The 20,608-nt window shown below is 71.4% G+C and carries 19 protein-coding genes; 16 read left to right on the top strand and 3 right to left on the bottom strand.

The genetic code is table 11. The annotated features are described in order from the left end of the window. Positions 1–129: 129 nt before the first annotated feature. From ABZ478_RS09755 to thrS, 3 genes are all read left to right on the top strand, one after another. Positions 130–696, top strand: a complete 567-nt coding sequence (locus ABZ478_RS09755; RefSeq protein WP_358940148.1) for a DUF4365 domain-containing protein — start codon at positions 130–132, stop codon at positions 694–696. Then, positions 693–1,925 (top strand): hypothetical protein, encoded by a 1,233-nt coding sequence (locus ABZ478_RS09750; protein ID WP_359546960.1) that lies wholly within the window; start codon positions 693–695, stop codon positions 1,923–1,925. Before ABZ478_RS09755 ends, ABZ478_RS09750 begins: the two co-directional genes overlap by 4 nt. A 177-nt stretch (positions 1,926–2,102) precedes the next feature. After that, positions 2,103–4,079: a threonine--tRNA ligase gene (gene thrS, locus ABZ478_RS09745; RefSeq protein ID WP_359546958.1), complete on the top strand. Its 1,977-nt coding sequence runs from the start codon at positions 2,103–2,105 to the stop codon at positions 4,077–4,079. Between the two features lie 28 nt (positions 4,080–4,107). On the opposite strand, the gene ABZ478_RS09740 is transcribed toward thrS, so the two are convergent. Then, complete coding sequence (locus tag ABZ478_RS09740) at positions 4,108–4,767, bottom strand: ion channel (RefSeq protein WP_359546956.1); 660 nt, start codon at positions 4,765–4,767, stop codon at positions 4,108–4,110. A 67-nt stretch (positions 4,768–4,834) separates the two neighbouring features. Between ABZ478_RS09740 and ABZ478_RS09735 the strand changes: the two genes are divergently transcribed. Next, the gene (locus ABZ478_RS09735) at positions 4,835–5,398 is read left to right on the top strand and encodes an HIT domain-containing protein (protein ID WP_359546954.1); all 564 of its coding nucleotides are present in this window, start codon (positions 4,835–4,837) and stop codon (positions 5,396–5,398) included. A gap of 33 nt (positions 5,399–5,431) precedes the next feature. Here the strand turns inward: ABZ478_RS09735 and ABZ478_RS09730 are convergent, their stop codons facing one another. Further along, entirely contained in the window at positions 5,432–7,078 is a 1,647-nt protein-coding gene (locus ABZ478_RS09730) for a UbiA family prenyltransferase (RefSeq protein WP_359546952.1), read from the bottom strand. A gap of 210 nt (positions 7,079–7,288) precedes the next feature. Continuing rightward, positions 7,289–9,487 carry an elongation factor G-like protein EF-G2 gene (locus ABZ478_RS09725; protein ID WP_359546950.1) on the bottom strand — a complete coding sequence of 733 codons (2,199 nt, stop codon included), beginning with the start codon at positions 9,485–9,487 and terminating at the stop codon, positions 7,289–7,291. A 249-nt stretch (positions 9,488–9,736) separates the two neighbouring features. On the opposite strand from ABZ478_RS09725, the gene pgsA reads away from it, so the two are divergent. The 12 genes from pgsA to secD all read left to right on the top strand — a co-directional run bounded on the left by pgsA (position 9,737) and on the right by secD (position 20,606). Further along, on the top strand, positions 9,737–10,465 hold the full coding sequence (gene pgsA, locus ABZ478_RS09720; RefSeq protein WP_359547501.1) for a phosphatidylinositol phosphate synthase: 729 nt from the start codon (positions 9,737–9,739) through the stop codon (positions 10,463–10,465). Beyond that, positions 10,462–11,370 (top strand): phosphatidylinositol mannoside acyltransferase, encoded by a 909-nt coding sequence (locus ABZ478_RS09715; RefSeq protein WP_359546948.1) that lies wholly within the window; start codon positions 10,462–10,464, stop codon positions 11,368–11,370. Before pgsA ends, ABZ478_RS09715 begins: the two co-directional genes overlap by 4 nt. Further along, the gene (locus ABZ478_RS09710; protein ID WP_359546946.1) at positions 11,367–12,527 is read left to right on the top strand and encodes a glycosyltransferase family 4 protein; all 1,161 of its coding nucleotides are present in this window, start codon (positions 11,367–11,369) and stop codon (positions 12,525–12,527) included. Before ABZ478_RS09715 ends, ABZ478_RS09710 begins: the two co-directional genes overlap by 4 nt. 47 nt (positions 12,528–12,574) lie before the next feature. Continuing rightward, positions 12,575–13,117 carry a hypothetical protein gene (locus ABZ478_RS09705; RefSeq protein WP_359546944.1) on the top strand — a complete coding sequence of 181 codons (543 nt, stop codon included), beginning with the start codon at positions 12,575–12,577 and terminating at the stop codon, positions 13,115–13,117. Between the two features lie 127 nt (positions 13,118–13,244). Further along, complete coding sequence (pdxS, locus tag ABZ478_RS09700) at positions 13,245–14,150, top strand: pyridoxal 5'-phosphate synthase lyase subunit PdxS (RefSeq protein ID WP_358940158.1); 906 nt, start codon at positions 13,245–13,247, stop codon at positions 14,148–14,150. Positions 14,151–14,163: 13 nt separating this feature from the next. Further along, positions 14,164–14,769, top strand: coding sequence for a pyridoxal 5'-phosphate synthase glutaminase subunit PdxT (pdxT, locus tag ABZ478_RS09695; protein WP_359546942.1), 606 nt, complete (start codon positions 14,164–14,166; stop codon positions 14,767–14,769). A gap of 49 nt (positions 14,770–14,818) precedes the next feature. Continuing rightward, on the top strand, positions 14,819–15,571 hold the full coding sequence (locus ABZ478_RS09690; protein WP_359546940.1) for a YebC/PmpR family DNA-binding transcriptional regulator: 753 nt from the start codon (positions 14,819–14,821) through the stop codon (positions 15,569–15,571). A gap of 205 nt (positions 15,572–15,776) precedes the next feature. Next, a complete protein-coding gene (gene ruvC, locus ABZ478_RS09685) occupies positions 15,777–16,316 on the top strand; it encodes a crossover junction endodeoxyribonuclease RuvC (RefSeq protein ID WP_359546939.1) in 540 nt (179 codons plus the stop codon). Beyond that, a complete protein-coding gene (gene ruvA, locus ABZ478_RS09680; RefSeq protein WP_359546938.1) occupies positions 16,313–16,918 on the top strand; it encodes a Holliday junction branch migration protein RuvA in 606 nt (201 codons plus the stop codon). The genes ruvC and ruvA overlap by 4 nt, the downstream gene beginning before the upstream one ends. A 28-nt stretch (positions 16,919–16,946) precedes the next feature. Continuing rightward, positions 16,947–18,017 carry a Holliday junction branch migration DNA helicase RuvB gene (gene ruvB, locus ABZ478_RS09675; RefSeq protein ID WP_359546936.1) on the top strand — a complete coding sequence of 357 codons (1,071 nt, stop codon included), beginning with the start codon at positions 16,947–16,949 and terminating at the stop codon, positions 18,015–18,017. 166 nt (positions 18,018–18,183) lie between these two features. Continuing rightward, positions 18,184–18,690, top strand: a complete 507-nt coding sequence (gene yajC / locus ABZ478_RS09670; protein ID WP_359546934.1) for a preprotein translocase subunit YajC — start codon at positions 18,184–18,186, stop codon at positions 18,688–18,690. Positions 18,691–18,830: 140 nt separating this feature from the next. Next, a complete protein-coding gene (secD, locus tag ABZ478_RS09665) occupies positions 18,831–20,606 on the top strand; it encodes a protein translocase subunit SecD (RefSeq protein ID WP_359546932.1) in 1,776 nt (591 codons plus the stop codon). Positions 20,607–20,608: the final 2 nt, after the last annotated feature.

Here is a 20,608-nt window from a genome sequence, read left to right as displayed (position 1 = left end):
CCGTCTTCTGCCTGTTTGGTGATACCCGGGCCGTTTGCGCCGTACGCCGGAAGGACACAACAGGAGTACGGGTCTTTGCAGTTCAGCGGCCCACAACGGGGAAACCCATGGCTCGGAAGGCTGTTGGTCATGGCCATTGCGCAGCCCGAGCGGGGCGGGCTGCTGCCCGAACGCACGGGTCACCTCCGCGGCACGCTCGCCACCACCGCCTGCATGGAGACACTGCAGGTCGGTTATCTGCACGCGGTCGCCGCCGCGGCCGGCTGCTCGCTGTCCCAGCCCTTCCCGGACAACGGCATCGACTGGCACGTCAGTCACAGCGCACCCGGCCACACCGTCGACGACGAGGTCACCATCAAGGTGCAGCTGAAGTGCACCTACCAGATCGCGCCGAACCCCCCGGGCCGCTCCTTCTCCTTCACGCTCGACAACGACCACCTGCGCAAACTCGCCCGCACACCTGTCTCGGTGCACAAGATCCTGGTCGTCATGCTGGTCCCGAGGTCCCAGGACGACTGGCTGCGCGCCGGCCACGACCGGCTCGACCTCAGGCACTGCTGCTACTGGGTCAACCTCGCCGGCCGGCCGGTCACCGGCCGGCACCGGACCACCGTGCGGATACCGACCGCACGCATCTTCGACGACCGGGCGCTGTGCGAGATCATGACGCGGGTCGGGACGGGAGGCAGACCATGAGGAGCCGTCCCCAGGAGGAACTTCCGCGCCAGGTCCGGCCGCATCCCGACGACCCCGCCTGGCAGCGGCCGCCCGACCCCGCCGCGGTCGACCCCGCCGTGCTCGGCGCCCTGCTGCACCGGCACGGCTGGCAGCGGCGCGGGGGAGCGGCCGGGCGCTACAGCCGCTGGACCCCGCCCGGCCCCGGCGGCGCCGGCACCAGCTTGCTGGTCCCCGCGAGCCGCGCCTTCCCCGACAGCGACGACCTGCTCGGCGAGGCCCTCGACGCGCTCGCCCGCAGCGACACCCCGTCCGCGCGCGAGGTGCTGATCTCCCTCGCCGTGCCCAGCGACGAGATCCGCTGGTGGCGGGACGCCCCGGGCGGACCGTCCGGTGCCGCGCCCTGGGATGCCGACGAGCGGCTGCGCGACGCCGCCCGCCGGCTGCTCCTCGCCGCCGCGCTCGCCACCCGCGCGCGTGCCGGCTACCACGGCGCCCGGCACCGCTCGGCCGCCGCGACCCTCCTGGAGAACGTGCTCGTCGGCCCCGGTGCGGAGGGGGGCCGGCTCACCGCCTTCGTGCCCGTGCCCACCGGCCGCCCGCTCGCCGTCCGTCTTCACCAGGCGCTGTACGCGGTCCGCGAGGCCATCGACTACCAGCGCGCCACCGGCGGCATGGACGCCTTCGACGGCGCCGTCGAGGCCGGCGCCAGCCGCGAACTGACGGACGCGCTCACCGCTCTCGTGCGCGGCACCGAGGGCGCCCGCGTCGCCGTCGCCTGGGCGCCCGGAGCCGGCGTCCCCGAGGGCTGCGCCGCCCCGGCCGAACCCGTGGAGTTCTCCCCGGGCGACCTGCCCGCCCTGCGTGCGGCCGGCGCCCGCTATCTGCGCGACGAACCCTCCGTACCGGTCCGGATCACCGGCGCCGTCGTCCGGCTGCGCCGTTCCGGACCGTACGGCGAGGGCGCCGTGCGGCTGCGGGTGCTCGCGGGCGCCGAGGTCCCGCACGTCCGCGTCACCCTGAGCGAGGAGGACTACCGCATCGCCGGTCACGCCCACCTCGTCGGGCTCCCGGTCCGGGTGCACGGCCGGCTGGAGCGCCGGGGCGGCTTCCGCAGGCTCACCGGCGCCGGCTCGGTCGTACCCGTCCAGGTCGACGACGCCGAGCGGGACCGGCTGATGAAGTCGCTGCACGAGAATCTCGACTTCTTCGAGGAGGCGTGCGGGGAGGCGTACCGGGACGGGGACTGAGACGAACCGGGGACTGAGACGAACCGGGGACTGAGACGAACCGCTGCACCCGGCGGTGGCGTATCGGGAGGCGGACCGACAGTAACCGTTTCGCGGTCGGCGGTCCCGGGTCGGTACGATCCGTGGTGCGCGCGCTCCTGGTATGGCGCCGCATCCACCTTCAGTCAGGAGAGACCGGTGTCAGACGTCCGTGTGATCATCCAACGCGATTCGGAGCGGGAAGAACGCGTGGTGACGACGGGCACTACGGCCGCCGACCTCTTCGCGGGCGAGCGCTCTATCATCGCCGCGCGCGTGGCCGGCGAGCTCAGGGACCTCAGCCACGAGCTGTCCGACGGTGACCAGGTCGAGGCCGTCGAGATCTCCTCCGAGGACGGCCTGAACATCCTGCGCCACTCCACCGCGCACGTCATGGCGCAGGCCGTGCAGGAGCTCTTCCCCGAGGCGAAGCTGGGCATCGGCCCGCCCGTCAAGGACGGCTTCTACTACGACTTCGACGTCGAGAAGCCGTTCACGCCCGAGGATCTCAAGGCCGTCGAGAAGAAGATGCAGGAGATCCAGAAGCGCGGGCAGCGCTTCTCCCGGCGCGTGGTCACCGACGAGTCCGCCCGCGAGGAACTGGCCGACGAGCCGTACAAGCTGGAGCTGATCGGCCTCAAGGGCTCGGCGTCGCACGACGACGGCGCGGACGTCGAGGTCGGCGCCGGCGAGCTGACGATCTACGACAACCTGGACGCCAAGACCGGCGAGCTGTGCTGGAAGGACCTCTGCCGCGGTCCCCACCTGCCCACCACCCGCCTGATCCCCGCGTTCAAGCTGATGCGCAACGCGGCCGCCTACTGGCGCGGCAGCGAGAAGAACCCGATGCTCCAGCGCATCTACGGCACCGCCTGGCCGTCGAAGGACGAGCTGAAGGCGCACCTCGACTTCCTCGCCGAGGCCGAGAAGCGCGACCACCGCAAGCTGGGCAACGAACTCGACCTGTTCTCCATCCCGGAGCAGATCGGCTCCGGCCTCGCCGTCTTCCACCCCAAGGGCGGCATCGTCCGCCGCGTGATGGAGGACTACTCGCGCCGCCGGCACGAGGAGGAGGGCTACGAGTTCGTCTACACCCCGCACGCGACGAAGGGGAAGCTCTTCGAGACGTCCGGGCACCTGGACTGGTACGCCGAGGGCATGTACCCGCCCATGCAGCTCGACGAGGGCGTGGACTACTACCTCAAGCCCATGAACTGCCCGATGCACAACCTGATCTTCGACGCGCGCGGCCGCTCCTACCGCGAACTGCCGCTGCGCCTCTTCGAGTTCGGCACCGTGTACCGGTACGAGAAGTCGGGCGTCGTGCACGGCCTCACCCGTGCCCGCGGCTTCACCCAGGACGACGCGCACATCTACTGCACCCGTGAGCAGATGTCCGAGGAACTGGACAAGACGCTCACCTTCGTCCTCGGCCTGCTGCGCGACTACGGCCTGACCGACTTCTACCTGGAGCTGTCCACCAAGGACCCGGAGAAGTTCGTCGGCTCGGACGAGGTCTGGGAGGAGGCGACCGAGACCCTGCGCCAGGTCGCCGAGAAGCAGGGCCTGCCCCTCGTGCCGGACCCGGGCGGCGCCGCCTTCTACGGCCCGAAGATCTCCGTCCAGACGAAGGACGCCATCGGCCGGACCTGGCAGATGTCGACGATCCAGCTCGACTTCAACCTGCCCGAGCGCTTCGACCTCGAGTACACCGGCCCCGACGGTTCCAAGCAGCGCCCGGTGATGATCCACCGCGCCCTGTTCGGCTCCATCGAGCGGTTCTTCGCGGTGCTCCTCGAGCACTACGCGGGCGCCTTCCCGGCGTGGCTGGCTCCCGTCCAGGCGATCGGCATCCCGATCGGCGACGCGCACGTGGAGTACCTGGAGAAGTTCGCGGCCGCGGCCAGGAAGCAGGGCCTGCGCGTCGAGGTGGACTCCTCCTCGGACCGCATGCAGAAGAAGATCCGCAACGCCCAGAAGCAGAAGGTGCCCTTCATGGTCATCGCCGGCGACGAGGACATGTCGGGCGGTTCGGTGTCCTTCCGATACCGCGACGGCTCGCAGGAGAACGGCATCCCGTTCGACGAGGCCATCGCCAAGATCGCGAAGGTCGTGGCGGAGCGGGCCCAGGTCTGATCCGCACCGACCGAGGGGCCCCCGGGGATCACTTCCCCGGGGGTCTTTCGTCGCCTTCGCGGGTGAAGGTCTGCATCAGCCACGACGAGAACGAACCCGTCACCGCGCCGAGCAGGCCGAGGCCGCAGGCCATCATCCCGGTCGCGATCACCCGGCCGAGCCGGGTCACCGGGGTGATGTCGCCGTAGCCGACCGTGCTCAGCGTGGAGGCGGCCCACCACACGGCGTCACCGAACGTCCGCATGGTGGCGCCGGGCGCCCCGCGCTCCTGCTGGTAGACCGCGAGCGCACCGGAGAAGCCGAGCAGCAGGGTGGACAGGCTCGCGTAGGCGATCACGCGCGCGTACAGCGAGAGCCGGGGGTCCCCCTGCCGACGCTGGATCACGTCGTAGAGCGGAACGATCCGCAGCGGGCGCAGCAGCGGCAGGACGACCACGACGGTGTGCAGGAAGTGCGTGCTGGCGAAGCGCAGGAACCGCTGCTCGCCCAGCCGCCAGCGCACCAGGAAGTCCGCGGCGAACACCAGCCAGAGCGTGATCATCGCGGCCAGGCACAGGTTGCGCAGGAAGGACGGGAGGCTCACGGCCAGGACCCGGGTGGCATAGGCGGCGATGAAGATCAGCGAACCGATGAAGAGCGGGATCTCGGTGCGCTGCTCCCAGCGGGCCGCGGGGCTTTCGTCGTCCACCGGCCCAGCTTGGCCGGTGACGGCCTTCCCGTCGCCCCGGCGACACGCCGCGAACGGGCGAAGCCATATGCTGCCTTGCATGACGAGTGAGCCGGAACAGCAGATCGGAGTGGGGACGCAGGACGCGTTCCAGCGCCTGTGGACGCCCCACCGGATGGCCTACATCCAGGGCGAGAACAAGCCGAGCGGCCCGGGGGCCGACGACGGCTGCCCCTTCTGCTCGATCCCGGCCAAGTCCGACGAGGACGGCCTGATCGTCCGCCGCGGCGAGCACGTGTACGCGGTCCTCAACCTCTACCCGTACAACGGCGGCCATCTGATGACCGTGCCGTACCGGCACGTCGCCGACTACACGGACCTGACCCTGCCGGAGACGGCCGAGCTGGCCGAGCTGACGAAGCAGGCGATGACCGCGCTGCGCACCGCGTCCGGCGCGCACGGCTTCAACATCGGCATGAACCAGGGCACGGTGGCCGGCGCCGGCATCGCCGCCCACCTGCACCAGCACATCGTCCCGCGCTGGGGCGGCGACACCAACTTCATGCCGGTGGTCGGCCAGACGAAGGTGCTGCCGCAGCTGCTGGCGGACACCAGGAAGATGCTGGCGGAGGCCTGGCCGGCGGTGGCGTAGACCCATGGGTGCCCTCGGTCCCGAGGGCACCGTTCACGCGTCGTACAGGTCGGCCTTCTTCGGCGTCGGGTCCTGCACCAGGCCGCTGAGCACGGACGAGCGGTTGCCGAACTTCTCGGTGTCCACGCCGTTCTCCTTCAGCACCCTGATCGCGGCCGAGTGCACCACCCGCAGCACCGGGGTGGCCGCGCGCAGCGCGTCGTCGGCCATGAAGCGGTGCCGCCACGGCTGGTCCGCCCAGGCGTGCCGCAGCCCGAACGGCTCCGGCAGGACGAGCGAGCCGCCGAGCCACTTGAGCATCGGCGGGTACCAGTTCAGCGGGGCGCGAGCGGTGAGCCGCACCACCTCGTCGGTGGTCACCAGGGGCAGCTTGACCGTGCGGTTCTCCCAGGGCTTGAGCGACTTGGCGACCTCTTTGGTGGGCGCCGTCGGCTTCGTGGTGAACAGCGGGTTCACCGGTCCCAGGGCGTGCCCGGTCACCTCGATGCGCAGCGTCTCGTGGAGCACCGTCACCGTGATCATCATGGTGATGACCAGCTGCCCGTCCCACAGCGTCCACTGCACGCCCAGGTAGTGCCGGTCACCGCTGCCGAACTGCTGCTTGTTGCAGATGTCCTGTATGGCGTGCTGCTTGATCTGGAACGCCTCGACGTCGGTGCCCTCGGGCCGGGACACCTCCTTGGCGTTCTCGCCGATCGGCGTGACGATCCAGTGCCGTATCGAGGGCCGGGGGAAACCGCCCGTGTTCAGCGGACCCCGCTCCAGCATGCGGAGCTGGTCGTGGATGGCGCGTATGACGTCCCAGCTGCGGAAGGGGTGGATCTCCCGGGCCGGGTCGGCCGGCTCCAGATCCTCGGCGAGCTGCCAGGAGCCCCAGCGGGTGCCCATGCCGAGTATGCCCTTGGGCCCGGCGTAGAAGACGGAGTTGGACCGCTGCTCGGCACCGAGCCGGGCCAGCGACTGGCGCAGCTGCTCGGCCGCGGTCTCGCCCGGCGCGCGCGGCACGGCCTCGGGCACCTTGGCGCCGACGCTGCTGCCGGAGAGCAGGCCCTCCCAGCGCGCCCGCAGATCCCGGGCGCTGCGCTCGCAGATCCGCTTGGCCCAGAACCAGCCGAGCACCGGGATCACGACACAGCCGCGCGCGTACCACCCCCAGAATCCGCCGAAGGGCATCTTCAGCAGGAAGAGCGCGGCGAGCACACCCACCCCGGTGAGCAGGACCGTGGCCAGCGTCCCGGCGCGCTTGTCGTCACGCCTGGCCACGAACATGCGCAGCTGGAAGACGAGCAGCCAGCCGATGAACCCCGGCAGGAAGATCAGGCCGCAGAGCACCACGACGACGGACAACCGGTTGTCGCGCTCGCGCCGGATGTTGTTCGCGGCGAGCGCGTGCTCCACCACGACCTGGGGCTCGGCGCCGAAGGACTGGATGAGCGGCTTGCGGCCCGGGGCCAGCATGCGGTCGACCACGGCCCGCGAGAAGGCCTCGCCGAGATTGGGCTTGAGCAGGGATATCCGGCCGGCCTTGACGGTCGACTGGTGCCATTCGTTGTCGGTCTTCTTGATGTCCTCGATCACGTTGTCCCGGTAGGCCGCCGAGGCCAGCGCGTACGTCGCCGCCTGTCCCTCGTCGCCGGAGACGGGCACCTGCGGGCCGTCCCACTCCGTACCAACCGACATTCCCGCCCCCTCGCCGCCGGTGTCGCTCCTGCGGCCTTCCCGACTTCACTGCCCCGCACACCTGTTGAACAGGCCAACCTGCCGAATCGGCATGACAACCGCACGAGTTCGGCACGGCGTGATCAGGTGATCAGCGTATCCGCAGCCACCGACAGCGCGCCGGTGGACGGCCGAAGCCACCCACCGGCGCACGGAGTCGACCGGTGTGGGTTACGGCGTCTCGCCCGCCTGTTCGCGGATCCGCTCGGCGATCTGCGGCGGCATCGGCTCGTGCCGTGCGTAGGCCCGGTCGAAGCGGGCCGTGCCGTGGGACAGGGACCGCAGGTCGATCGCGTACCGGCCGATCTCGAACTCGGGCACCTCGGCGCGGATCAGGGTCCGCCCCGAGCCCACCTGCTCGGTGCCGAGCACCCGGCCGCGCCGGCTCGACAGGTCGCTCATCACCGGGCCCACGTAGTCGTCCGGGACCAGCACACCCACCTCGCTCACCGGCTCCAGCAGATGGATCCGCGCGCCGGCCGCGGCCTCGCGCAGCGCCAGCGCGCCCGCCGTCTGGAAGGCGGCGTCGGAGGAGTCCACCGAGTGCGCCTTGCCGTCCAGCAGCGTGATCCGGACGTCGATGAGCGGATAGCCCGCCGCGACGCCCTTGGCCGCCTGCGTCCGCACGCCCTTCTCCACGGACGGGATGAACTGGCGCGGCACGGCACCGCCGACCACCTTGTCCACGAACTCGACGCCCGAGCCGCCGGGCAGCGGCTCCACCTCGATCTCGCAGATGGCGTACTGCCCGTGCCCGCCGGACTGCTTGACGTGCCGGCCGCGCCCGGCGGCCTTCACCGCGAACGTCTCCCGCAGCGACACCTTGTGCGGGACGACGTCGACCTGGACGCCGTACCGGCTGCGCAGCCGCTCCAGGGCGACGTCCGCGTGCGCCTCGCCCAGGCACCACAGGACCACCTGATGGGTGTCCTGGTTCTGCTCCAGGCGCATCGTCGGGTCCTCGGCGACCAGGCGGGCCAGGCCCTGCGAGAGCTTGTCCTCGTCGGCCTTGCTGTGCGCCTGGATGGCCAGCGGCAGCAGCGGGTCGGGCATCCGCCAGGGTTCCATCAGGAGCGGGTCGTCCTTGGCCGAGAGGGTGTCCCCGGTCTCCGCGCGGCCGAGCTTGGCCACGGACACCAGGTCGCCGGCGACGGCGTGCGTCACGGGGCGCTGCTGCTTGCCGAACGGGGTGGACAGCGCGCCGATCTTCTCGTCGACGTCGTGGTCCTCGTGCCCGCGGTCCGCCAGCCCGTGCCCGGAGACGTGCACCGTCTCGTCGGGGCGCAGGGTGCCGGAGAAGACGCGGACCAGGGAGATCCGGCCGACGTAGGGGTCGGAGGAGGTCTTCACGACCTCGGCGACCAGCGGGCCCTCCGTGTCGCAGGCCTTCAGCTCACGCGCCCTGCCGTCGATCGTGGTGACCCCGGGCATGGGGTGCTCGAACGGCGTCGGGAAGCCGCCGGTGATCAGGTCCAGCAGTTCCACCGTGCCGAGGCCCTGCCGGGCGCCCTCGGCGGCGGGCGCGGCGGCCAGGACCGGGAAGAACGTACCGCGTGCCACGGCCCGCTCCAGGTCCTGGATCAGCGTCTTGACGTCGACCTGTTCGCCGCCCAGGTAGCGGTCCATGAGGGTCTCGTCCTCGCTCTCGGCGATGATCCCCTCGATCAGCCGGTCGCGGGCCTCCGCGATGTCCGGGAGCTGGTCCTCGCCGGGCTCGGACTCCTTGCGCTCGCCGGCCGAGTAGTCGAACAGCTTCTGCGACAGCAGGCCCACCAGGCCCGTCACCGGAGCGTGCCCGTCGGGGCCCTCGGGGCCGCGCAGCGGCAGGTACAGCGGCAGCACGGCGTCGGGGTCGTCGCCGCCGAACGCCTCCGCGCACACCCGGGTCATCTCCTCGAAGTTGGCGCGCGCCGACTCCAGGTGCGTCACCACGATCGCCCGGGGCATGCCGACGGCCTGGCACTCCTCCCAGACCATCCGGGTCGAGCCGTCCACCCCGTCCGAGGCCGAGACTACGAAGAGGGCCGCGTCCGCCGCGCGCAGACCGGCCCTCAGCTCCCCGACGAAGTCGGCGTACCCGGGGGTGTCGAGGACGTTGATCTTGATACCGTCCCATTCGACGGGGACCAGCGACAGCTGCACCGAGCGCTGCTGCCGGTGCTCGATGTCGTCGTGGTCGGAGACGGTTCCGCCGTCCTCCACGCGGCCCGCCCGGTTCACCGCCCCCGCGGTCAGCGCGAGGGCCTCCACCAATGTGGTCTTGCCCGATCCGGAGTGGCCGACCAGCACCACATTCCTTATGGACGCGGGGTGGTCGGCCGCCCTTGCCCTGCCGGCGGCTCCGGGATGTGTCTGTGCCTTGTCGCCCATGATCCTGCCTCCCGTGCACGGTGAGGTCACTGTGGGCGCGGACACGCGGGACCCGCGTGCTCTGGCGGCTCCGGCGACGCCCGCGGTCCTTCGAGCTTTCCACTCCCCTAACGCCGCGTCCATACGAACGGCCGCGAAGCGGCCACGGCGGCCCGGGTACGCCACGCGCGCCCGCGCCGGGGGTGTGCGCGGGGCGGCGGTGCGGGCTCGTGGGTGCCCGCCCGTCACGCACGCGCACGCGTGACTACGATGGGCCAGCCGGAGGCCACCGGGGCCACGGCGACAACAACCGTCGGGAAGGCCATGCTGAACAAGTACGCGCGTGCATTCTTCACGCGTGTCCTCACGCCGTTCGCCGCGTTTCTGATCCGCAGGGGCGTCAGCCCCGACACGGTCACGCTCATCGGCACCGCCGGTGTGATGGCGGGCGCGCTGGTCTTCTATCCCCGGGGCGAGTTCTTCTGGGGCACGGTCGTGATCACGCTCTTCGTCTTCTCCGACCTGGTCGACGGCAACATGGCCCGCCAGCTCGGGCGCTCCAGCCGCTGGGGCGCCTTCCTGGACTCCACCCTGGACCGGGTCGCCGACGGCGCGATCTTCGGCGGCCTCGCGCTGTGGTACGCGGGCAACGGGAACGACAACGTCCTGTGCGCCGTCACGATCTTCTGCCTGGCCAGCGGCCAGGTGGTCTCGTACACCAAGGCGCGCGGCGAGTCGATCGGGCTGCCGGTCGCCGTCAACGGGCTCGTCGAACGCGCCGAGCGGCTGGTGATCTCGCTGGTCGCGGCCGGTTTCGCGGGACTGCACAAGTTCGGTGTGCCGGGCATCCAGTGGCTGCTGCCGATCGCCCTGTGGATCGTCGCCGTGGGCAGCCTCGTGACGCTGATCCAGCGGGTCGTCACCGTCCGCCGCGAGTCCGCCGAGGCCGAGGCGGCGGCCGGCGAGAACGCCTCCCAGGGGAGGGAGACGGCGAAGTGAGCACCACGGACCGGCTCACCGACGCGCTCTACGGGCTCGGCTGGGGCACCGTCAAGAACCTCCCCGAACCCGTCGCGGTCCGCCTCGGCCGGACCATCGCCGACCTCGCCTGGAAGCGGCGCGGCAAGGGCGTGCAGCGCCTGGAGGCCAACTACGCGCGCGTGGTGCCCGACGCCGGCCCGGAGCGGCTGGCCGAGCTCTCGCGCGCGGGCATGCGTTCCTACCTGCGCTACTGGATGGAGTCGTTCCGGCTCCCGGCCTGGAGTCCCGAGCGCGTCAGGACCGGCTTCGAGCCCAAGGACCTCCACCACCTGACCGACGGGCTCGCCTCGGGCCGCGGCGTGATCCTGGCCCTGCCGCACCTGGCCAACTGGGATCTGGCCGGCGCCTGGGTCACCACCGAGCTGCGGACCCCGTTCACCACGGTGGCCGAGCGGCTGAAGCCCGAGACGCTCTACGACCGCTTCGTCGCCTACCGCGAGGGCCTCGGCATGGAGGTGCTGCCGCACAGCGGCGGCTCGGCCTTCGGCACCCTGGCCCGGCGGCTGCGCGACGGCGGACTCGTCTGCCTGGTCGCCGACCGCGACCTGTCCGCGTCCGGCACCGAGGTGGACTTCTTCGGCGACCGGGCCCGGATGCCGGCGGGACCGGCCCTGCTGGCCCAGCAGACCGGCGCGCTGCTGCTGCCCGTCACCCTGCGGTACGACGACTCCCCGGTCATGAAGGGCCGTGTGCATCCCCCGATCGAGGTACCGGAGACGGGTACGCGGGCGGAGAAGACGTCCGCCATGACACAGTCGCTCGCCGACGCCTTCGCCACCGGGATCGCCGAGCACCCGGAGGACTGGCACATGCTCCAGCGGCTGTGGATCGCCGACCTGGACCCCACGAAGGGACCCTCGTGAGAATCGGGATCGTCTGCCCGTACTCCTGGGACGTGCCCGGCGGCGTCCAGTTCCACATCCGCGACCTCGCCGAGTACTTCATCCGGCTCGGCCACGAGGTCTCCGTCCTCGCGCCCGCCGACGACGACACCCCGCTGCCGCCGTACGTCGTCTCGGCCGGCCGCGCGGTCCCGGTGCCCTACAACGGCTCGGTGGCCCGGCTGAACTTCGGTTTCCTGTCGGCCGCGCGCGTGCGCCGCTGGCTGCACGAGGGCGCGTTCGACGTGGTCCACATCCACGAGCCGACGTCGCCCTCCCTCGGCCTGCTGACCTGCTGGGCCGCGCAGGGCCCCATCGTGGCCACCTTCCACACCTCCAACCCCCGCTCGCGCGCGATGATCGCCGCCTACTCGATCCTGCAGGCCGCGCTGGAGAAGATCAGCGCGCGGATAGCGGTGAGCGAGTACGCCCGCCGCACCCTCGTCGAGCACCTGGGCGGGGACGCGGTGGTCATCCCCAACGGCGTCGACGTCGACTTCTTCGCCGAGGCCGAGCCCAGGCCGCAGTGGCAGGGCGAGACGATCGGCTTCATCGGCCGCATCGACGAGCCCCGCAAGGGCCTGCCGGTGCTGATGCGGGCGCTGCCGAAGATCCTGGCCGCCCGACCAGGGGCGAGGCTGCTGGTGGCGGGGCGCGGCGACGAGGAGGCGGCCGTCGAGAACCTGCCCGCCGAACTGCGGTCGCGCGTGGAGTTCCTCGGCATGATCAGCGACGAGGACAAGGCCCGCTTCCTGCGCAGTGTCGACCTGTACGTCGCGCCCAACACCGGCGGCGAGAGCTTCGGCATCATCCTGGTCGAGGCGATGTCGGCGGGGGCCCCCGTCCTCGCCTCCGACCTCGACGCCTTCGTCCAGGTCCTCGACCAGGGCAAGGCCGGCGAGGTCTTCGCCAACGAGGACGCCGACGCACTGGCGCGGGCCGCCGTGGGTCTGCTGGCGGACCCGGAGCGACGGGCCGAACTGCGGGAGCGGGGCAGCGCGCACGTCCGCCGCTTCGACTGGTCGACGGTCGGCGCCGACATCCTCTCGGTGTACGAGACCGTCACGACCGGAACGGCGGCGGTGGCCACGGACGAGCGCCCGGGCCGGCGTTCCCGGTTCGGGCTGGCCAGGGACTGACCCGACGGGGCGACGGCACGGCCACGGCGTCCCGATAGCCTTCGCCCGTGACCGCAACCCTCATCTGGATCTTCCTCGCCCTCGTCGCCGTCGGTGTCTATCTGAGCTGGACGGCCGGGCGGCTGGACCGGCTGCACGTGCGGATGGACGCCGCGCGGGCCGCGCTGGACGCCCAGCTGCTGCGGCGGGCCTCAGTGACCCAGGAACTGGCCACCTCGGGCGTGCTCGACCCCGCCGCCTCGATCGTGCTCTACGAGGCCGCGCACGCCGCCCGGCAGGCGGAGGAGGACCAGCGGGAGGTCGCGGAGAGCGAGCTGAGCCAGGCCCTGCGCGCGGTGTTCGAGGACCCGCGGCAGGTCGAGGTCGTCCGGGACGCCCCGGGCGGCGACGAGGCGGCGCGTGAGCTGGCCGAGGCGGTACGCCGGGTGCCCATGGCCCGCCGCTTCCACAACGACGCAGTGGGGGCCGCCCGCAGGCTCCGCGAGCACCGCAAGGTGCGCTGGTTCCGGCTGGCCGGCCACGCCCCGTTCCCGCTGGCCTTCGAGATGGACGACGAGCCGCCCGCGGCCCTGGTGGAACGGGCCGCCTGAAGCGGGCGCCGCGACCCGTCGCCGGACAAAACGATCCACCGGGTCGGCATTGGCCCTTGCTGTGGACTGGTCGCCTCGCGTTTCCTCGTCCGTGCAGTCACCCTTCTCCACTTCAGTGAGGTCACCCGTGTCCACCACCGACAACCAGGCTCCCGAGACCGGCACCGCCCGTGTGAAGCGCGGCATGGCCGAGCAGCTCAAGGGCGGCGTGATCATGGACGTCGTCACGCCGGAGCAGGCGAAGATCGCTGAGGACGCGGGCGCCGTCGCCGTCATGGCCCTGGAGCGGGTCCCGGCCGACATCCGCAAGGACGGCGGCGTGGCCCGCATGTCCGACCCGGACATGATCGAGGGCATCATCGACGCCGTCTCGATCCCGGTCATGGCCAAGTCCCGCATCGGCCACTTCGTCGAGGCCCAGGTCCTGCAGTCCCTCGGCGTCGACTACATCGACGAGTCCGAGGTGCTCACCCCGGCCGACGAGGTCAACCACTCCGACAAGTGGTCCTTCACCACCCCCTTCGTCTGTGGCGCCACCAACCTGGGCGAGGCCCTGCGCCGCATCGCCGAGGGCGCCGCGATGATCCGCTCCAAGGGCGAGGCCGGCACCGGCAACGTCGTCGAGGCCGTCCGCCACCTGCGCCAGATCAAGAACGAGATCGCCCGCCTGCGCGGCTTCGACAACCACGAGCTGTACGCCGCCGCCAAGGAGCTGCGCGCCCCCTACGAGCTCGTCAAGGAGGTCGCCGAGCTGGGCAAGCTCCCGGTGGTCCTCTTCTCCGCCGGCGGTGTGGCCACCCCGGCCGACGCCGCGCTGATGCGCCAGCTCGGCGCCGAGGGCGTCTTCGTCGGCTCCGGCATCTTCAAGTCCGGCGACCCGGCCAAGCGCGCCGCCGCCATCGTGAAGGCCACCACCTTCTACGACGACCCGAAGATCATCGCGGACGCCTCCCGCAACCTCGGCGAGGCCATGGTCGGCATCAACTGCGACACCCTGCCCGAGGCCGAGCGCTACGCCAACCGCGGCTGGTAAGGCGACGCGGCACATGAACACCCCCGTCATAGGCGTCCTGGCACTCCAGGGCGACGTACGGGAGCACCTCATCGCCCTGGCCGCGGCCGACGCCGTGGCCAGGCCGGTGCGGCGCCCCGAGGAACTCGCCGAGGTCGACGCCCTCGTGCTGCCCGGCGGCGAGTCGACCACCATCTCCAAGCTGGCCGTCCTCTTCGGAGTGATGGAACCCCTCCGCGCGCGCGTGCGCGACGGCATGCCCGTCTACGGCACCTGCGCCGGCATGATCCTGCTCGCCGACAAGATCCTCGACCCGCGCTCGGGCCAGGAGACCATCGGCGGAATCGACATGATCGTGCGCCGCAACGCCTTCGGACGGCAGAACGAGTCCTTCGAGGCCGCGGTCGACGTCCGGGGTGTCGCGGGCGATCCTGTGGAGGGCGTCTTCATCCGCGCTCCCTGGGTGGAGTCCGTGGGCGCCGGGGCCGAGGTGCTCGCCGAGCACGAGGGCCACATCGTCGCGGTCCGCCAGGGCAACGTGCTCGCCACGTCGTTCCACCCGGAACTGACCGGCGACCACCGCGTGCACGCGCTTTTCGTCGACATGGTGCGCGCCAACCGGACACCGGAGTCCTTGTAGGATCTCTGGAGTTCGTTGCAGAGATGGGTTACGCGAAGGAGACAGGCAGATGTCCGGCCACTCTAAATGGGCTACGACGAAGCACAAGAAGGCCGTGATCGACGCCAAGCGCGGCAAGCTCTTCGCGAAGCTGATCAAGAACATCGAGGTCGCGGCGCGCATGGGCGGCGTCGACCTCGAGGGCAACCCGACCCTCTACGACGCCGTCCAGAAGGCCAAGAAGCAGTCGGTCCCCAACAAGAACATCGACTCCGCGATCAAGCGTGGCGGTGGTCTCGAGGCCGGTGGCGCCGACTACGAGACGATCATGTACGAGGGTTACGGCCCGAACGGTGTCGCGGTGCTCATCGAGTGCCTCACCGACAACCGCAACCGCGCCGCCTCCGACGTGCGCGTCGCCATGACCCGCAACGGCGGCAACATGGCCGACCCGGGCTCGGTGTCGTACATGTTCAGCCGCAAGGGCGTCGTCATCGTCCCCAAGGGCGAGCTGGCCGAGGACGACGTCCTCGGCGCCGTCCTGGACGCGGGCGCCGAGGAGGTCAACGACCTCGGCGACACCTTCGAGGTCATCAGCGAGGCCACCGACATGGTCGCGGTCCGCACCGCCCTCCAGGAGGCCGGGATCGACTACGACTCCGCCGACTCCAGCTTCGTGCCGTCCGTCCAGGTCGAGCTGGACGAGGAGGGCGCCAAGAAGATCTTCAAGCTGATCGACGCGCTCGAGGACAGCGACGACGTGCAGAACGTCTTCGCCAACTTCGACGTCAGCGACGAGATCATGGAGAAGGTCGACGCGTAGCGCGGCCGTGTGCCGAGCGGTTTCCGGCGGGCCGGAGGGACACGCGTCCCGCCGGCCCGCCGCCGTTGTCAGTGGCAGCGATTAGCCTGGCGTCGTCCGTGGATCACCGTCCACGGGCCGCAACCGTCGGTCGAGCGACCACGATGGTGCTCGGCCGCGTCCGCGAGAGCGGCGGCGGTCCAGCCGCAGAGAAGGGGAGGGCGCGGTGCGCGTACTGGGGGTGGACCCCGGCCTGACCCGGTGCGGTGTCGGTGTCGTCGAGGGAGTCGCGGGACGTCCGCTCACCATGATCGGCGTCGGTGTCGTACGCACGCCCGCGGACGCCGAGCTGGGGCAGCGCCTGGTCGCCGTCGAGCAGGGCATCGAGGCCTGGCTGGACGAGCACCGGCCCGAATTCGTCGCCGTGGAGCGGGTGTTCAGCCAGCACAACGTCCGTACGGTGATGGGCACCGCCCAGGCCAGCGCGGTCGCCATGCTGTGCGCCGCCCGCCGCGGCATCCCGGTCGCCCTGCACACCCCCAGCGAGGTCAAGGCCGCCGTCACCGGCAGCGGACGCGCCGACAAGGCGCAGGTCGGCGCCATGGTCACCCGGCTGCTCCGGCTCTCCGCGCCGCCCAGACCGGCCGACGCCGCCGACGCCCTCGCGCTCGCCATCTGCCACATCTGGCGCGCCCCCGCGCAGAACCGACTCCAGCAGGCCGTGGCGATGCACTCGGCCCACGCAACGAAAGGCCGTACGGCATGATCGCCTTCCTCAGCGGCACGGTCGCCGCACTCGCCCCCGACGCGGCGGTGATCGAGGTGGGCGGCGTCGGCATGGCCGTCCAGTGCACGCCGAACACCCTCTCCACGCTCCGCCAGGGCCGGCCCGCCAAGCTGCACACCTCCCTGGTCGTCCGTGAGGACTCCCTGACGCTGTACGGATTCGCCGACGACGACGAGCGCCAGGTCTTCGAGCTGCTCCAGACCGCCAGCGGGGTCGGACCGAGACTCGCCCAGGCCATGCTCGCGGTGCACACGCCGGACGCGCTGCGCCGGGCCGTCGCCACCGCCGACGAGAAAGCGCTCATCGCCGTGCCCGGCATCGGCAAGAAGGGCGCCCAGAAGCTCCTGCTGGAGCTGAAGGACCGCCTCGGCGAGCCGGTCGGCGCCCCCGCGATGGGCGCACCCGTCACCCAGGGCTGGCGCGACCAGCTGCACGCGGCCCTCATCGGCCTCGGGTACGCCACCCGCGAGGCCGACGAGGCCGTCGCCGCCGTGGCCCCCCAGGCCGAGGCCGCGGGCGGCACCCCGCAGGTGGGTCAGCTGCTGAAGGCAGCGCTGCAGACCCTGAACCGCGCCCGCTGACCGACCACTCCACCCCGAGGCACACCACATGAACTGGGACGACACGACCGACTCCGCCGCCCCCGAGCGGCTGGTGGGCTCCGCCGCCGACGGCGAGGACCAGGCCGTCGAGGCGGCCCTGCGCCCCAAGGACCTCGACGAGTTCATCGGCCAGGAGAAGGTCCGCGAACAGCTCGACCTCGTCCTGCGCGCCGCACGCGCGCGCGGCGCCACCGCCGACCACGTGCTGCTCTCCGGCGCCCCCGGCCTCGGCAAGACCACCCTTTCGATGATCATCGCGGCCGAGATGGGCGCCCCCATCCGCATCACCTCAGGCCCCGCCATCCAGCACGCAGGCGATCTCGCCGCGATCCTCTCCTCGCTCCAGGAGGGCGAGGTCCTCTTCCTCGACGAGATCCACCGCATGTCCCGGCCCGCCGAGGAGATGCTGTACATGGCCATGGAGGACTTCCGCGTCGACGTCATCGTCGGCAAGGGCCCCGGCGCCACCGCCATCCCCCTGGAGCTGCCCCCGTTCACCCTGGTCGGCGCCACCACACGCGCGGGCCTGCTGCCGCCCCCGCTGCGCGACCGCTTCGGCTTCACCGCGCACATGGAGTTCTACGAGCCGCACGAGCTGGAGCGCGTCGTGCACCGCTCGGCGAGCCTGCTCGACGTCGGGATCGAGCCGGACGGCGCCGCCGAGATCGCCGGCCGCTCCCGCGGCACGCCCCGCATCGCCAACCGTCTGCTGCGCCGCGTCCGGGACTACGCGCAGGTCAAGGCCGACGGCATGATCACCCGTGAGATCGCCGGGGCCGCGCTCGCCGTCTACGAAGTGGACGCGCGCGGCCTCGACCGGCTCGACCGGGCGGTGCTGGAGGCGCTGCTGAAGCTGTTCGGCGGCGGTCCGGTGGGCCTGTCCACGCTCGCCGTCGCGGTGGGGGAGGAACGCGAGACGGTCGAGGAGGTCGCCGAGCCCTTCCTGGTCCGCGAGGGCCTGCTGGCCCGCACCCCGCGCGGCCGTGTCGGCACCCCGGCCGCCTGGGCACACCTCGGTCTGACCCCGCCCCGCACGGCCACCGGGGGAAACGGACAACAGGACCTGTTCGGGGCGTGACGGCGAGGGCAATGGCGGGGGCAGGAACCCAGGTGCCATGCTGAGCGTTGTTCCATGCGCGCGGACTCGCTTAGACTCCGCCGATGCCGCCCTTGCGGGCGGCGCCGACCCACCCCCATCAACAGGCCGCCCTCACCGCGCGGTCGCGCGAAGGAAACCCCGTCCCGTGAATACCTTGACCCTTCTCCCGTTCATTGTGCTCATCGCGGCCATGTTCCTGATGACGCGCTCGGCCAAGAAGAAGCAGCAGCAGGCCGCGAGCATGCGCAATGAGATGCAGCCCGGCTCCGGCGTCCGCACGATCGGGGGCATGTACGCGACGGTCAAGGAGGTCAGCGAGGACACGGTCCTCCTCGACGCCGGACCCGGCGTGGACCTCCTCTTCGCCAAGAACGCGATCGGCGCCGTCCTCACCGACGACGAGTACAACCGCATCGTCCACGGCGTCGAGCACGACCTGAAGGCCGACGGCGACGTCGTCCCGGACGACGCCTCCTCCCTCACGGAGACCGGCGAGCCCGGCGAGCCCGCCGCTGCCGCCGCCTCCGGCGACAAGGCCGTCGACTTCGGCAAGAAGGACGTCGCCGAGGACGGGACCGACGCCGCCGAGGTCGCCGAGGCCAAGACGGACGAAGAGCCGAAGAAGACCGACGGCGACTCCGAGGCGAAGTAGTCACGCCCCCGGGGCGTGCGGCGCGGCCCGGCCGCGCCCGCGCACCCCGGGCGCTTCTGTTCGACGCACGGAGCCCGACACCATGTCATGGCTGACCGCGCCGACCCGGCGCGGGGCGGCCCGAGAGGGAGTACGAGAAGGTGGCAGCACCTAAGAGGGGCCGGAGCGCGAGCGCCCAGAGCAAGCCAGGGCGCTCGCTGGCCCTCATTTTGATCGCCATCGTGGCGCTCACCGGCGGGATGTTCGCCTCCGGGCACACGACACCGCGCCTCGGCATCGACCTCGCCGGTGGTACGAGCATCACGCTCAAGGCGAAGGCCGACCAGGGGTCCGCGATCAACCAGGCCAACATGGACACCGCGGTCGACATCATGAACCGCCGTGTCAACGGCCTGGGTGTCTCCGAGGCGGAGGTGCAGACCCAGGGGCGCGATCACATCATCGTGAACATCCCCAAGGGCACCAACTCCAAGGAGGCCCAGCAGCAGGTCGGCACCACCGCCAAGCTGTACTTCCGCCCGGTGCTCGCCAGCGAGCCCAGCGGCGCCACCCCGGCGAGCCCCTCACCGAGCGCGTCCTCCAGCGGCGGTGCCTCGCCGAGCCCGTCGGGCTCCAGCAAGGAGAAGGCGTCCTCGTCCTCCTCCGCCTCGCCGACGGCCTCCGCCACCTCCCAGGGCCGCGCGGTCACCGACGCGCTGAAGGCCGACGCCTCGCCGTCGGGCTCGTCCTCCCCGAGCGCCTCGTCCGGCGCCAAGACCTCCGCCAGCCCGTCCGCCTCGGCCACGGGCAACGCGGACACCACCAAGCTTCAGGCCCAGTACGCGGCCCTGAACTGCGCCAAGCCCGCCGAGCGCGCCAACGCCGGCACCAACGCCAAGCCCGGCGAGCCCACCGTGGCCTGCGGCCAGCGGGACAAGACCTGGTACAAGTACCTGCTCGGCCCGGCCGGCGTGGACGGCACCGAGGTGAAGAAGGCCCAGGCGATCTTCGACACCCAGGGCGCCTCCGGCTGGCAGGTCCAGATGACCTTCACCGGCACCGGTTCGAAGAAGTTCGCGAACATCACCGGCGAGCTGGCCAAGAACCAGAGCCCGCAGAACGAGTTCGGCATCGTCCTCGACGGCGAGGTCGTCTCCAGCCCGTACGTCCAGAACGCCATCACCGGCGGCCAGGCGGAGATCTCCGGCAGCTTCACGCAGGACGAGGCGCAGAACCTCGCCAACATGCTGTCCTACGGCGCGCTCCCGCTCTCCTTCAAGGAGGAGACCGTCACCACGGTGACCGCCGCGCTCGGCGGTGAGCAGCTGCGCGCGGGTCTGATCGCCGGCGCGATCGGCCTCGCCCTGGTCGTGATCTACCTGATCGCCTACTACCGCGGCCTGTCGCTCGTCGCCATGGCGTCCCTGCTGGTCTCTGCGATCCTCACCTACGTGATCATGGCGCTGCTCGGCCCGGCCATCGGCTTCGCGCTGAACCTGCCGGCCGTCTGCGGTGCCATCGTCGCCATCGGTATCACAGCGGACTCGTTCATCGTGTACTTCGAACGCATCCGGGACGAGATCCGCGAGGGCCGCTCGCTGCGCCCCGCCGTCGAGCGGGCCTGGCCGCGCGCCCGGCGCACCATCCTGGTCTCCGACTTCGTGTCGTTCCTCGCCGCCGCGGTGCTGTTCATCGTGACCGTCGGCAAGGTGCAGGGCTTCGCGTTCACGCTCGGTCTGACCACCGTGCTCGACGTGGTCGTCGTCTTCCTGTTCACCAAGCCGCTGATGACGCTGCTCGCCCGTCGCAAGTTCTTCGCGAACGGCCACAAGTGGTCCGGTCTCGACCCGAAGAGCCTGGGTGCCAAGCCGCCGCTGCGCCGCACCCGCCGTCCCGCCGGTCCCGCCGCCGGCCCTGTCGACCCGAAGGAGGCGTGAGC

It is taken from the genome of Streptomyces sp. NPDC005706, assembly GCF_040631045.1.
GTDB lineage: Bacteria > Actinomycetota > Actinomycetes > Streptomycetales > Streptomycetaceae > Streptomyces.
Note: the sequence above shows the minus strand (reverse complement) of the source record. Positions and strands in the feature narration are given on the sequence as shown.

Excerpts from the sequence above, each read along its gene's own strand:
- ABZ478_RS09755 (WP_358940148.1), top strand. The coding sequence starts at position 130 with ATGGCCATTGCGCAGCCCGAGCGGGGCGGGCTGCTGCCCGAACGCACG.
- ABZ478_RS09750 (WP_359546960.1), top strand. The coding sequence starts at position 693 with ATGAGGAGCCGTCCCCAGGAGGAACTTCCGCGCCAGGTCCGGCCGCAT.
- ABZ478_RS09735 (WP_359546954.1), top strand. The coding sequence starts at position 4,835 with ATGCTGCCTTGCATGACGAGTGAGCCGGAACAGCAGATCGGAGTGGGG.
- ABZ478_RS09730 (WP_359546952.1), bottom strand. The coding sequence starts at position 7,078 with ATGTCGGTTGGTACGGAGTGGGACGGCCCGCAGGTGCCCGTCTCCGGC.
- ABZ478_RS09725 (WP_359546950.1), bottom strand. The coding sequence starts at position 9,487 with ATGGGCGACAAGGCACAGACACATCCCGGAGCCGCCGGCAGGGCAAGG.
- pgsA (WP_359547501.1), top strand. The coding sequence starts at position 9,737 with ATGGGCCAGCCGGAGGCCACCGGGGCCACGGCGACAACAACCGTCGGG.
- pdxT (WP_359546942.1), top strand. The coding sequence starts at position 14,164 with ATGAACACCCCCGTCATAGGCGTCCTGGCACTCCAGGGCGACGTACGG.
- ABZ478_RS09690 (WP_359546940.1), top strand. The coding sequence starts at position 14,819 with ATGTCCGGCCACTCTAAATGGGCTACGACGAAGCACAAGAAGGCCGTG.
- ruvA (WP_359546938.1), top strand. The coding sequence starts at position 16,313 with ATGATCGCCTTCCTCAGCGGCACGGTCGCCGCACTCGCCCCCGACGCG.
- ruvB (WP_359546936.1), top strand. The coding sequence starts at position 16,947 with ATGAACTGGGACGACACGACCGACTCCGCCGCCCCCGAGCGGCTGGTG.